The following is a 13,010-nucleotide window of genomic DNA, read 5'->3' on the forward strand; positions in this document are numbered from 1 at the left end:
GGTAAAGTGGAAAACATGGCGACTCGTAAGAACCCATTATTCGACACTGCCACCACCCTCGGAAAGATCCTCGTTTTCCTTGGCGTGAGTGCTATTTGTGGTGTCCTGGTAGCAGGCCTGCTGGTCCCCGCGGCGGCCGTCTCCGGCAGCGCGGCCAGTGGTTCGATCGAGTTCTTCGACACCCTTCCGGCAGAGCTGAAGGTTGATCCGCCCAACCAGACCACCAGGATCCTGGCCGCGGATGGCAGCGAGATTGCCAGCGTCTACACGGAAAACCGCACCAAGGTAGCGCTGGATCAGATCTCACCGTTCATGAAGGAAGCTGTCATCGCCGTCGAGGACAGCCGTTTTTATGACCACGGCGGTGTGGACACCACGGGTATCCTCCGTGCGCTGGTCAGCACTGCGCGCGGCAACAAGCAGGGCGCCTCCACCATCACCCAGCAGTACGTCAACAACGTGCTCAACGCCAACCTCGCCGCCGAAGGCAACGAGGACCAGATCAAGCTCAACGGCGTCAACAAGGGCGTTGGCGACAAGCTTCGCGAGATGAAACTCGCCATCGCCCTGGAGAAGGAGTTCAGCAAGGAGCAGATCCTTGAGGGCTACCTGAACATCGTGTTCTTCAACCGTGACGCGTACGGCGTGGAGGCCGCCTCCAGGTTCTTCTTCAGCACTTCCGCCAAGGACCTTTCGCTTCCGCAGGCTGCGCTGCTGGCCGGGCTGGTCAACAGTCCCTCCGCGTTCGACCCCATCACCAACCCGGAAGCGTCCAAAGAGCGCCGCGACCTGGTCCTGGGCCTGATGCTGAACCAGGGCAAGATCAGCCAGGCAGACCATGACGCCGCCGTCGCCACCCCGGTGGAACCCAAAGTGACCCAGCCCAAGCAGGGCTGCTCCTATTCATCCACCGCTCCGTACTTCTGCGACTACGTCCTGCACCTGCTGGAGAATAACCCTGCCTATGGCGCGGACCTCAAGGAGCGCCAGCGCCTGATTTACGGCGGCGGCCTCACCATCACCACCACGCTGGACCCGAATGCCCAGGCCGTGGCACAGGAACAGGTCAACGCGTCCACCGGAGCCAACCCGGACAAATGGGGCGCCTCGATGGTTTCCGTGCAGCCTGGCACCGGCAAGATCATCTCCATGGCGCAGAACACCAGCTTCCTGCCCGCTGAAAGTTCCTTCGACTCGCAGCTGAACTTCAACGTGGACAAGCTGGACAAGGACGGCAACGACCTCAACGGCATCGGCGGCTTCCAGCCCGGCTCCACCATGAAGCCCTTCACGTTCGCGGAATGGCTTAACGAGGGCAAGTCCATGAACACCGTGGTCAATGCAGCCCAGCGCATCTACCCGCTGAACTTCCCGTGGCGGAACACCTGCGGCAAGGTGACCGGCGGCTACAGCACTGCGCAGAAGAACGCCGGCCTTGGCACGGCGGACGACCTGCAGAACGCCGAACCCCAGTGGTACCGCCCCTTGTCCGTGCTCGAAGGCCTCTACAACTCCATCAACACGGTTACCTTCGCCTCAGCAGCCCAGCTGGACTTCTGCGGCATCCAGAAGGTGGTTGACGCCGTCGGACTGCACAGCGGCCTGCCGTCCGGGGATGATCCCCACCCCAAGGTGGACATGTCCACGCTGGGCAACCTCCTGGGTTCCACCCAGACGTCCCCGCTGACCATGGCCAGCGCCTTCGCCACGTTCGCGAACGACGGCAAGTTCTGCGAGGCCATTGCCATCACCGCGGTTACAGATGGAAGCGGCAAGCAACTGCCTGCGCAGTCCACCAGTTGCCGGGACGCACTCAAGCCCGAGGTGGCCCGCGGCGTCAACTATGCGCTGCAGGAAGTCCTCAACCGCGGATCGGGCTCGTTGATCCAGCCCCGGATTTCCACCCGCACGAGCTTCCCCATCGGCGCGAAGACCGGTACGTCCAACAACAACGGCTCCACCTGGGTTGTTGGCCACACCACGGGCCTGGCCACCGCTGCCTGGTTCGGTGATGCACTGGGCGACCAAGGCCGCGCAGGGCAGAACGTCACGGTCAACGGCAAGTTCTACAAAGGCATTGACGGCTACATGATCGCGGGGCCGATGTTCTCCAACTTCATGTCGAAGATCGCACCCGCGTACGGCACGGATCCGTTCCCGGCAGCGCCCGGCAACCTGCTGAACGGCGGCGGAACCACTACCCGGACCACCCCGGCGGCACCCCAGGGCACCCAGGGCACCCAAGCCCCGGTGGCACCGCCCGCCACCCAGCCCGCGCCCCAGCCGAGCAGCAACGGAAACGGCAATGGGAACGGCAATGGAAACGGGAACGGCTAGCCGCCGATGACCTCAACCAGTGCTTTGGTTAGCCGCGCCCGCACCATCGGGCGCGGCTTTGCCGTCACCGCGGGAGCCGGCGCCACGGCAGGACTCGCTGCCGTGGGGTACGGCCTGTGGGAGAAAAACCAGTTTGTCCTCCGGGAAGAGACTTTGGACATCCTTCCCCGGGGCCAAGCGCCCTTCCGGGTCCTGCACCTGAGCGATATCCATTTTGTCCCGGGGCAGGAGAAGAAGGCTGCCTGGCTGGAGTCGCTGGCCGGCCTTGAGCCCGACCTGGTGGTCAACACCGGTGACAACCTCAGCCATGCCAAGGCGGTGGACCCCCTCCTGCAGGCGCTCCGCCCCCTCCTGGAGTTCCCCGGCGTGTTTGTCCCCGGCTCCAACGACTACTTTGCCCCCAGCCTGAAGAACCCGGCGTCCTACCTGCTTGGCCCTTCCAAAGCCAAACCCAAGCCCATCCCGCTGGACTGGCCGCGGCTCCGTTCCGGCTTTGGCATGGGCGGCTGGATAGACCTGACCAACCGGCACCAGTCCGTGGTCCTGAAAGGCATCCGCTTCGACTTCTCCGGCGTGGACGATCCCCACCTCAACCGGGAGCGCTACGCAGGCTGGCCCCGCGGCACAGTCAACCAGGACGCCACTCCGCACGTCCGCGTCGCCGTCATCCATGCCCCCTACCAGCGCGTGCTGGACCACTTTACCGAGGCCGGGGCGGACCTCCTCCTCGCCGGGCACACCCATGGCGGCCAACTGTGCGTGCCCGGGTACGGCGCGCTGGTGTCCAACTGCGACCTCCCCACCTGGCGGGCCAAGGGCCTTAATGACTGGCAGAGCAACGGAAGTACGACGCCGGTGAACGTCTCGGGCGGTATCGGCACCTCCCGCTTTGCCCCGGTAAGGATCGCCTGCCGGCCCGAAGCAGTCCTGCTGACGCTCACCTCGCCCAGCTGACCCGTTTGCGCTATCAGTTCGGGTTCCCTGCCGGCACTTTTTGGAACCAAAGGTCATAGCGCATCGGGTTCTGCCGGACAGCCTCTTCATTGCGTACTGCAATAACTGGCCAAGCTGCCTACGCTCTCCCGATTCCTGTGAATCGCCTCACGCCATGGCATAGGGTTGTTGCTACGGGAAACTACATTCGTTTTAGAGCTTGAGAAGCGGGCATGGCCAAGCAAACTCCTTTTTTTCGATCCATCCGTCGCCTCTATCCGCATGTCCGGCCGATCATCCCCCGGCTTCTGTTGGGACTTCTCTGCGCGCTTCTGGCCAGCGTGGTAGCACTCACCATCCCGCAGGTCCTCCGGGTGCTGGTCAATGAAGCACTCAAGCCGGGCGGCGCAACGGAAGCAGTCTGGATCTCCGCCGGCGTCATCCTGGTACTGGGTGTAGCCGAAGCAGGCCTTGTGGCCCTCCGCCGGCAGTTCGTCATCAACCCCGCCACGTCAGTGGAAACCCGGATGCGGGTTTCGTTGTATGACCACCTCCAGGACCTGACCGTCTCCTTCCACGATCGCTGGGGATCCGGCCAGTTGTTGTCGCGGGCAATGACAGACCTGAACTTCCTGCGCCGCTGGATGGCTTTTGGCGCCATCATGCTGGTGGTCACCACCCTCACGGTAATCATCGGCATCACGGTGATGTTCGTCATGAGCTGGCAGCTTGCCCTCATCTTCCTGGCCGCGGCCGTGCCCATCATGGCCTACAGTTTCCGGTTCCGGACCCGCTTCAGCAGGGTGGCCCGCCGCAGCCAGGACCAAGCCGGCGATCTTGCCACCACCGTTGAGGAATCAGTGCACGGCATCCGCGTGCTCAAGGCGTTCGGGCGGAGCCGGGAGGCGCTCGAAAACTTCAACGAACAAGCGGAAGAACTGCGCCAGACCGAGATTGAAAAGGCACGCCACCAGGCAACATTCACCATGGTGGTCACGCTCCTGCCCGAACTTGCCCTCGGGGCAGGGCTGGTGGTTGGCGTGATGTTGTGCGCGAGCGGCCAGCTCAGTATCGGCGCGCTGGTGGCTTTCTTTGCCACCGCAGCCGTTATGGCCTCACCCGTGGAATTTTCCGGCATGCTGCTGGCCATGGCACTCACTGCAAAGACCGCCGTCGACCGGCACTTCGAAGTGATGGACGCGCCCAACACCATCACCAGTCCCCCGGAACCCGCCCGGCCCAGCCAGTTGGCCGGCGAACTCCGCTTCAACAGCGCCACCTTCGCCTTTGAGGACGCCCCGGACAAGCCCATCCTGAAGGAAATCACCCTCGACATCCGGCCCGGCGAAACCATGGCGCTGGTAGGCATCACCGGAAGCGGCAAGAGCGCACTCATCCAGCTTGTTCCCCGCTTGTACGACGTTACGGGCGGGTCCATCACCATCGATGGCGTGGACCTGCGGAACTTCCACGTGGAGGAGCTCCGCCGGATTGTCGCCGTAGCCTTCGAGGACACCACGCTTTTCTCCAATTCCGTCCGGGACAACGTCCTGCTCGGTGCGCCCGTGAGGACAGACGCCGTCCTCGACGAAGCCCTGGACGTGGCCCAGGCGCACTTCGCCTACTCCCTTCCTGAGGGGGTGGACACGCTGATCGGCGAGGAAGGACTCAGCCTGTCCGGCGGACAACGGCAGCGGATTGCCCTGGCGCGCGCCATCGCCGCGCGCCCCCGGGTACTGGTCCTGGACGATCCGCTGTCTGCCCTGGACGTCCACACCGAGGAGCTGGTGGAAACACGGCTCCGGGCGGTACTGCAAGACACCACTACGCTCATCGTGGCCCACCGCCCGTCCACCGTGGCACTGGCGGACCGGGTGGCGCTGCTGGAAGACGGCCGCATCAGTGCGGTGGGCACGCACACCGAACTGCTGGCGGGCAACCACCACTACCGCTACGTCATTGCCAGCCTGGAGCAGGAACCACGCGACCTCGACTCTGAACTGTCCGCCCTCGAGGACCAGGCAGAGGAAGTGACCCGATGAGCACCACTACCTTTGGCACGGCCAACGAGGATAATGCCCACCTCAGCAAGAGCGACAGCAGGGCAGTACGACGGCGGTCGCTGGCACTGCTGCGCAGCCTGATCCGGCCGGTGCGGCTGAGGTTCTGGCTGACGATTGCCACGGTGGTCCTTTCGCAGGCGGCCCGTGTGGCCGGCCCGGCGCTGATCGCCTTTGGGATCGACCACGCGCTGCCTGCCCTGCAGGCCGGAGACAACCTCCCCCTGGTCATGACCGGCGTCGCCTATCTGCTCGCTGCGGTTGCGACGGCAGGGCTCACCGCCCTGTATGTGACGTCCACCGCCAGGCTGAGCCAGGCCATGCTGCTGGACCTTCGCCTGAGGGTGTTCCGCCACACGCAGCGGCTGAGCCTGGAGTTCCACGAGAAATACACGTCGGGGCGCATCATTGCCCGCCAGACCTCGGACCTGGAAGCCCTCCGCGAACTCCTGGACTCCGGGGTCAGCTCGCTGGCTTCCGGTTTGCTGTTTATGGTCTTCACCGCCGTAACGGTGTTCGCGCTGGACTGGCGCAGCGGCCTGCTGGTGCTGGCCGCCGGCGTCCCGATGTTCTTCCTGGCCCGCTGGTACCAGAAGCACTCCCAGATCGCGTTCCGTGAATCCCGGGTGGTCTCCGCGCGGCTGATTGTGCACTTCGTGGAGACCATGACGGGCATCCGGGCCGTAAAGGCTTTCCGCAAGGAACAGGAAAATGCCGATCAGTACGGGAAGCTCGCCGAGGACTACCGGCTGGTTACCGTCCGTTCCATCAACCTCAACGGCATCTTCCAGCCGGGGCTGGTATTGATCGGAAACGTCTGCGTGGCCGTGGTGCTGCTCTTTGGCGGTTTCCGCGTCCTCACCGGCGACCTTGCAGTGGGGGTGCTGCTGGCGCTCATCCTGTCCACCAAGCGGTTCTTCCAGCCCGTGGACCAGATGGCGATGTTCTACAACTCCTTCCAGAGTGCGCAGGCCGCCCTGGAGAAGGTATCCGGCCTCCTCGAAGAGGTGCCCACCGTCCGCCCGCCCAGGAACCCCGTGGCCCTGGACAACGCCAGCGGCAGGATCGATTTCAAGGACGTGGAGTTCCGCTACGGCGACGGCCCGCTCGTTGTTCCGCGGCTGAACCTGCACATCCCGGCGGGCCAGACGGTGGCCCTGGTGGGCCAGACCGGCGCCGGGAAGTCCACCCTGGCCAAACTGATCGCCCGCTTCTACGACGTTTCTTCCGGATCCCTGGCCCTGGACGGCGTGGACCTCCGCAGCCTCAGCACCACCGACCTGAGGCGCAACATCGTGATGGTCACGCAGGAGGCCTTCCTGTTCAGCGGTTCCGTTGCTGACAACATCGCCCTGGGCCGGCCGGAGGCATCCCGGGCCGACATCGAGGAGGCCGCGAAAGCGGTGGGCGCGCATGACTTCATCCTGGAACTTCCCGAGGGATATGACACCGACGTCAACAAGCGCGGCGGCCGGGTCTCCTCCGGGCAACGCCAACTGATCAGCTTCGCCCGCGCGTTCCTGGCCCGCCCGGCCGTGCTGATCCTGGACGAGGCCACGTCCTCACTGGACATCCCCTCGGAAAGGCTGGTTCAGAACGGGCTCTCCCGGCTGCTGGCGGGCACGGACGCCGCCAGCAGGACGGCGCTGATCATCGCGCACCGGCTGTCAACGGTGGAAACGGCTGACCGGGTACTGGTGGTGCATGCCGGCCGGATCGTGGAGGACGGCTCCCCCGCGGAACTGATCGGCGGGGGCGGCCGGTTCGCCGACCTGCACGGTGCGTGGAAGGACTCGCTGGTCTGAGACTGGAAAGCCGAGGGGAGCCTTCAGGATTTCGCATCGGGGACCCGCATCGGCTATTCTTGTAAAGTTGCTTTTGCAGCGGATCGGGATGTAGCGCAGCTTGGTAGCGCGCTTCGTTCGGGACGAAGAGGTCGCAGGTTCAAATCCTGTCATCCCGACCATAGCAAAGAGGGTCTCCTGCCGGAGGCCCTCTTTTGTGTTCCGGGCAGACGTGCCGGCAGATAACTTTTCGGTAAAGGGAAAGGCCCCGGAGCAGATGCTCCGGGGCCTCCCTCGCCTCCTGTGGTGAGGAAGCTATTTACATCGGGTCAGGCCAGTTGCCGGTGTACGTGGTGTACGTGGTGTCGCTGTTCTTATCCTTGACCGGCTTTGACATCGGATCCGGCCAGTTGCCTGTGCGTGCTACCGCTACGTTCTCGGTGTCGGCGATGGAACCCGCGGACAGAACGGCCGGAGCCGCAGCAGAGAAGGCCAGTGCCCCGGCCAGTGCGGCGGCGGCCGCAATCTTCTTCAACATAGATATGTTCCTCAATACGAGTCGGATTCGTTACAAATTCAGCACAGCCCTTGTTGACATACATTGTAAAATGTTTTCCACAGAGGCTGTCAAGCCTCTGATGCAAAGAGTGTCCGGAAAAGGAGGAAATCCCGTGGGCAACGGATTCGGGGAGAAGCTCCGGGCGGAGCGGCTTGAACGCGGACTGACACAGGCTGAACTGGGTAAAGATCTTTACTCGCCCAGTTACATCTCCCTGCTTGAAACCGGCCGAAGGGAACCAACGGCGGAGGTGATCGACGAGCTTGCAAAGCGGCTTGAGCTTGCCCCCAAGGCTCTGGAGGCCTGGAGCCAACCCATCACCGTCAGCGACGCCGAGTACGTCCTGGCCGGCCTCTACGCCCGCCAGGCCTGGGACCTGCGCGACTATCCGCTCGCCGCGAGCCACGCCGCCAGTGCCGCCCGGATAGCCCTCGACGGGAAGAACACCAGCGCCTGGTGGAACATGTCCTATATGCAGGCCGAATGCCTGATGAAGCATGGCGACCTGCAGGAGTGCCGTGAAATTATCCAGCGCCTGCTGGAGCACCCGATGGCCACCGAATCGGTGGGCCTGGGCGTGCGAGCGCGGCAAATGCTGGCCACGGTGTGCCAGCGCCAGGGCCAGTTGTCAATGGCTGTCAATTATGCCCAGGAGGCCATGGAGCTTTCGCGGCAGCTGCCCAAGAGCTCCACCATCATCGTCGGTGCCCTGCGGGTCCTGATCGGCGCCCTCGCTGAGAGCGGCCGGCTCGACGAAGCATGGAAATCCTGCCAGGACCTCCTGACCCAGGTTGACGAGAACTCCATGTCCCAGCTTGCCGGCGAAGTCGCGTGGGTGGTGGGCAATGTGGCCTTCATGCGCCACGACTACGCTGAAGGAGTCAAGCATCACGAACGTGCCGCGAAGCTCCTCTCCCCCGCCAACGATATAGAGCTGTGGGCGCGGTTCAACAAGGCCTCCGCGGCGGTCCGGCTGTCATCGGGAATCGTCGAGCCCGAGACCTTATCCTCGATCGAACGGGCAGAGCTGGCCTTCTCCATCGTGGGCGGCACCAAGAGCGACGAACTTGAGGTCGCCTTCATCCGCGCCCGCTGGCTGTACCTGACCGGGGACATTGTTGGCGCCGTCGAAAAGCTGCGGGAAATCCACGCGGAACGCGACGCCCTCGCCAAGCACACGGCAGGCGAGGTTTCACTGCTCCTCGGCAAATCCCTGAAAGCCGCCGGCGAAGCTGACGAAGCCCTGGTGCACCTGGAAGAAGCCCAGAAAGCCTTCACCGCGGCCGGCGCGGCAGACCGCGTCCAGCAGGCACTGGACGCGGTCCTGGAAATCCGGCTGGCCCAGAAGCGGGCCGCAGCTGCCACCAAGGCCAGCTGAGCCGCAACAATCAGGCGAAGGCCTTCCCGGTCAGCTTCTCGTACGCCTCGACGTAGCGGCTGCGGGTACGGGAAATAACGTCTTCGGGCAGTGGCGGCAGAGGCGCATCAGACGATCTGTCCCAGCCCGACTCGGCCGACGTGAGCCAGTCGCGGACATACTGCTTGTCGTACGAAGGCTGCGCCTGCCCCGGCTGGTATGTGGCGGCGTCCCAAAACCGCGAGGAATCCGGTGTCAGCACTTCGTCGCCAAGGGTGATCGAACCGGAGACGGCGTCGTAGCCGAACTCCACTTTGGTATCGGCGAGGATAATCCCCCGGTCCCGCGCAATGGCCTCCGCCTTGGTATAAATCTGCAAGGTGAGCTCGCTCAGCCGGCCGGCGATGTCGTCACCCACCATGGCCACCACAGCGTCGTAGGTGATGTTCTCGTCGTGCTCGCCCACCGCAGCCTTTGCCGACGGCGTAAAGATGGCCTGCTCCAGCCGCGAGCCGTCCACCAGCCCCTCCGGCAGGGGGATGCTGCACACGGTTCCGGAGGCGCGGTATTCCTGCAGGCCGGAGCCGGTGAGGTAGCCGCGGGCGATGCACTCCACCGGGAACATGTCCAGCTTCTTGCAGATCATGGCACGGCCTTCCACGGCCGCCGGAACGCCGTCCTCCACGGTGGAGGCCAGCACGTGGTGCTCCACGTCCAACTGGTCGAACCACCAGAGGCTCAGCTGGGTCAGGATGCGCCCCTTGTCCGGAATTTCGCTGGCCAGGACGTGGTCGAAGGCGCTGATCCGGTCGCTGGCCACTACCAGCACGCACTCCTGGCCCACCCGTTCGACGATGGAATCGTCAGCCGGCTCATACAGGTCGCGGACCTTGCCGGAGTAGAGGTGCTTCCAGCCCGGCAGGTCCAGGGTGGCGGTGCTGAAGCCGCGTGGTGCGGAAGTTTCGCTCATGCTATGCCTTCGCCTTCGTGATGGGCAGCGATCCGGTAGCGCCGGACGATACCCGGATCTCGCCGCGGGCGGCCTTGCCGCCGATGTCCGTGCGGAACTGCGAGCCTTCCAGCTGGACCAGCTCCACGCCGTCGTACGCTTTTTCACGCGCCTCCACCAGGTCACTTCCCAGCGCGACGACGGCGAGGACGCGCCCGCCTGCGGAGATGACCTTGCCGTCCTCGTCCAGGGAGGTGCCGGCGTGGATCACGTGTACGCCTTCAAGTTCCTCCACCTTCTTCAGCCCGCGGATGCGGTCACCGGTGCGGGGAGTGCCGGGGTAGTTTTCGGAAGCGACGACGACGGCGACAGCAGTCTCTTTCGCCCAGCGCAGCTCTTCTGCCTTGTCCAGTTCGCCCTTGGCGGCTGCCATCAGCAGGGCACCGAGGGGCGTCTTGAGCCGTGCCAGCACGGCCTGGGTTTCGGGGTCGCCGAAGCGGACGTTGAATTCGATCACGCGGGTGCCGCGGGAGGTGAGGGCCAGCCCCACGAACAGGACGCCAACAAACGGGGTGCCGCGGCGGGCCATCTCGTTGACGGTGGGCTGGGCCACGCGTTCGATGACTTCCTGGACCAAACCTTCGGGGGCCCATTCCAGCGGGGTGTAGGCGCCCATTCCGCCGGTGTTGGGTCCTTCGTCGTTGTCGAAGATCCGCTTGAAGTCCTGGGCTGGTGACAGCGGGACGGTGTTCTGGCCGTCGCAGAGGACAAAGAGGGAAACCTCGGGGCCGTCGAGGAACTCCTCGATCACCACGGAGCCGCCGGCGTCGAAACAGGACTGCGCGTGGGCCAGGGCTTCGTCGCGGTTCTTGGTGACCACCACGCCCTTGCCGGCCGCAAGTCCGTCGTCTTTCACCACATAGGGCGCGCCGAAAGTGTCCAGGGCTGATGCGGCTTCCTCGGCGTTGGTGGCCACCATGGCCATGGCCGTGGGGACGCCGGCTTCGGCCATGATCTCCTTGGCGAATGCCTTGGAAGCCTCGAGCTGGGCGGCGGCCTTGCTGGGGCCGAAGACGGGGATCCCGGCCTCGCGGACGGCGTCCGAAACACCTGCTGCGAGCGGCGCCTCCGGACCCACTACCACCAGGTCCACGGTGAGCTTGGTGGCCAGGGCGGCTACGGCGTCGGGATCGTTGGCGTTGATCTTGTGGGTGGGGACCAGCGTGCTGATGCCGGCATTGCCGGGGGCTGCGTGGACCTCGGAAACGTTGGGGTCGGCGAGCAGGGAGCGGACAATGGCGTGTTCGCGGCCTCCGGGGCCGATGACGAGTACCTTCACAGTCTCCAAGGGTACTTTGTGCACCCTGCCCCCTCCTAAGCTGTGTCAGTACCTGTGCCAGCCCGGGGAAAACCATCCCTGGAGCAGTCCGCTCCGAATCTCCATCATGGAAAACCTTCAAAACCGGCTCAAAGGCCCCACCCCTCTGGCAGCGCTGGCGGGTGTGGTGGCGGCCGCCGTCGTCCTTGCCGTGGCCGAGCTGGTTGGAGCGTTTTTTACGGCCCGCGCTACCCCCGTTATTGCCCTGGGTTCGACTTTCATCGACTTCACGCCATCGTGGATGAAGGACTTCGCGATCGCCACGTTCGGCACCAACGACAAGGCGGCGCTTTTTGTCGGCATGGGCCTGACCATCGCCGTCCTGGCGTGTGTCCTGGGCGTTGTGGCCTACCGGCGCTGGATCCTGGGTGTGTTGGGTGTCCTGTTGATGGGTGCTGTCATCGTGGCCAGCGTGGTGACCCGGGCAGGAGTAGGGCCGGCGGATGCCATCCCGTCCGTCGTGGGAACCATCGCCGGCCTGGTTGTGCTGCGGCTCTTGGTGGCCCGGCTGCACGGACTAAAGACCTGGCCGGAAGCGCCGGCCAGTAGTGCCGGCTCTGCCGTGGCCGGCGGCGCCACCCGCCGCCGTTTCTTCGCCGCCGCCGGGACCACGGCGGCTGCTGCCGGAATGGCAGCGGTGGGCGGCAAGCTCCTGAGCGCCGCACGCAGCAGGGTTGCCCAGGCACGCGGGGCGCTGCAGCTGCCCGCACCGGCCAGGGCTGCCTCCGCCGTTCCGGCCGGGGTCCAGTCTCCGGTGCCAGGTGTCCCGCCGTGGGTCACCCCGAACGGGGAGTTCTACCGCATCGATACCGCCCTGAGCGTGCCGGAAATCAATGCGGACGAGTGGGAACTGCGGGTGCACGGGCTGGTGGAGGAGGAAGTCCGGCTCACCTTCCAGGACCTGCTCGACGCCGACCTGATCGAATCGCACGTCACGCTCACCTGTGTCTCCAATCCTGTGGGCGGCAACCTCGCCGGCAATGCCAAATGGCTGGGCCTGCCCATCCGCGAGGTGCTGAAGCGGGCACGGCCCAAGGACGGGGCGGACATGGTGCTCTCCACATCCGTTGACGGTTTCAGCGCATCCACCCCGCTGGAGGTCCTGCAGGATGACCGCGATGCCATCCTGGCGATCGGAATGAACGGCGAGCCGCTGCCCCTCGAGCACGGCTACCCGGTGCGGATGGTGGTCCCAGGCCTGTACGGGTTCGTATCCGCCACCAAGTGGGTAGTGGACCTGGAAGTGACGAGGTTCGCGGACAACAAGGCCTACTGGACGGAGCGCGGCTGGTCCGAGCGCGGGCCCATCAAGACCATGGCGCGGGTGGACGTTCCAAAGTCCTTCGCGAAGGTGCCCGCGGGGAAGGTGGCGGTGGGCGGCACCGCCTGGGCCCAGACCCGCGGCATCACCAAGGTGGAAATCCAGGTCGACAACGAGGACTGGGTGGAAGTGGACCTCTCCGCTGAGGCGTCCCTGGTGACGTGGCGCCAGTGGTCCTATCAGTGGGATGCCACGCCCGGCCCGCACTACCTCAAAGTCCGCGCCACGGACGGCACCGGCGCAGTCCAGACCCAGCAGCGTGCCGACCCGGTTCCCGACGGCGCCTCCGGCTGGCAGTCGGTGATGGTCACCGTGGAGTAGCCGGGCATCCA

The 13,010-nt window shown here is 65.0% G+C and carries 9 protein-coding genes and 1 tRNA gene; 7 read left to right on the forward strand and 3 right to left on the reverse strand.

What is annotated here, in order from left to right; translation table 11 throughout:
- The first annotated feature begins 15 nt into the window (after nt 1–15).
- From AC5RVY_RS03555 to AC5RVY_RS03575, 5 genes are all read left to right on the forward strand, one after another.
- Nucleotides 16–2,337, forward strand: coding sequence for a transglycosylase domain-containing protein (locus tag AC5RVY_RS03555; RefSeq protein WP_493953309.1), 2,322 nt, complete (start codon nt 16–18; stop codon nt 2,335–2,337).
- A gap of 6 nt (nt 2,338–2,343) precedes the next feature.
- Nucleotides 2,344–3,291, forward strand: a complete 948-nt coding sequence (locus tag AC5RVY_RS03560; protein WP_493953310.1) for a metallophosphoesterase — start codon at nt 2,344–2,346, stop codon at nt 3,289–3,291.
- A gap of 212 nt (nt 3,292–3,503) precedes the next feature.
- A complete protein-coding gene (locus AC5RVY_RS03565; RefSeq protein WP_493953311.1) occupies nt 3,504–5,312 on the forward strand; it encodes an ABC transporter ATP-binding protein in 1,809 nt (602 codons plus the stop codon).
- Complete coding sequence (locus tag AC5RVY_RS03570) at nt 5,309–7,135, forward strand: ABC transporter ATP-binding protein (protein WP_493953312.1); 1,827 nt, start codon at nt 5,309–5,311, stop codon at nt 7,133–7,135. Before AC5RVY_RS03565 ends, AC5RVY_RS03570 begins: the two co-directional genes overlap by 4 nt.
- 84 nt (nt 7,136–7,219) lie before the next feature.
- Nucleotides 7,220–7,296, forward strand: a tRNA-Pro gene (locus tag AC5RVY_RS03575).
- A gap of 137 nt (nt 7,297–7,433) precedes the next feature.
- On the opposite strand, the gene AC5RVY_RS03580 is transcribed toward AC5RVY_RS03575, so the two are convergent.
- Entirely contained in the window at nt 7,434–7,652 is a 219-nt protein-coding gene (locus tag AC5RVY_RS03580; protein ID WP_493953313.1) for a hypothetical protein, read from the reverse strand.
- A 133-nt stretch (nt 7,653–7,785) separates the two neighbouring features.
- Here AC5RVY_RS03580 and AC5RVY_RS03585 point away from each other — a divergent pair, with 133 nt between their 5' ends.
- On the forward strand, nt 7,786–9,051 hold the full coding sequence (locus tag AC5RVY_RS03585; RefSeq protein WP_493953314.1) for a helix-turn-helix domain-containing protein: 1,266 nt from the start codon (nt 7,786–7,788) through the stop codon (nt 9,049–9,051).
- 10 nt (nt 9,052–9,061) lie between these two features.
- Here the strand turns inward: AC5RVY_RS03585 and AC5RVY_RS03590 are convergent, their stop codons facing one another.
- Nucleotides 9,062–10,000: a phosphoribosylaminoimidazolesuccinocarboxamide synthase gene (locus AC5RVY_RS03590; protein WP_493953315.1), complete on the reverse strand. Its 939-nt coding sequence runs from the start codon at nt 9,998–10,000 to the stop codon at nt 9,062–9,064.
- A gap of 1 nt (nt 10,001) precedes the next feature.
- Nucleotides 10,002–11,318: a phosphoribosylamine--glycine ligase gene (gene purD, locus AC5RVY_RS03595; protein ID WP_493953692.1), complete on the reverse strand. Its 1,317-nt coding sequence runs from the start codon at nt 11,316–11,318 to the stop codon at nt 10,002–10,004.
- Between the two features lie 106 nt (nt 11,319–11,424).
- Here purD and AC5RVY_RS03600 point away from each other — a divergent pair, with 106 nt between their 5' ends.
- Nucleotides 11,425–12,999 carry a molybdopterin-dependent oxidoreductase gene (locus AC5RVY_RS03600; RefSeq protein WP_493953316.1) on the forward strand — a complete coding sequence of 525 codons (1,575 nt, stop codon included), beginning with the start codon at nt 11,425–11,427 and terminating at the stop codon, nt 12,997–12,999.
- Nucleotides 13,000–13,010: the final 11 nt, after the last annotated feature.

The organism is Arthrobacter sp. Ha26 (genome assembly GCF_059091705.1).

Excerpts from the sequence above, each read along its gene's own strand:
- AC5RVY_RS03600 (WP_493953316.1), top strand. The coding sequence starts at position 11,425 with ATGGAAAACCTTCAAAACCGGCTCAAAGGCCCCACCCCTCTGGCAGCG.
- AC5RVY_RS03560 (WP_493953310.1), top strand. The coding sequence starts at position 2,344 with ATGACCTCAACCAGTGCTTTGGTTAGCCGCGCCCGCACCATCGGGCGC.
- AC5RVY_RS03570 (WP_493953312.1), top strand. The coding sequence starts at position 5,309 with ATGAGCACCACTACCTTTGGCACGGCCAACGAGGATAATGCCCACCTC.
- AC5RVY_RS03565 (WP_493953311.1), top strand. The coding sequence starts at position 3,504 with ATGGCCAAGCAAACTCCTTTTTTTCGATCCATCCGTCGCCTCTATCCG.
- AC5RVY_RS03555 (WP_493953309.1), top strand. The coding sequence starts at position 16 with ATGGCGACTCGTAAGAACCCATTATTCGACACTGCCACCACCCTCGGA.
- AC5RVY_RS03580 (WP_493953313.1), bottom strand. The coding sequence starts at position 7,652 with ATGTTGAAGAAGATTGCGGCCGCCGCCGCACTGGCCGGGGCACTGGCC.
- AC5RVY_RS03590 (WP_493953315.1), bottom strand. The coding sequence starts at position 10,000 with ATGAGCGAAACTTCCGCACCACGCGGCTTCAGCACCGCCACCCTGGAC.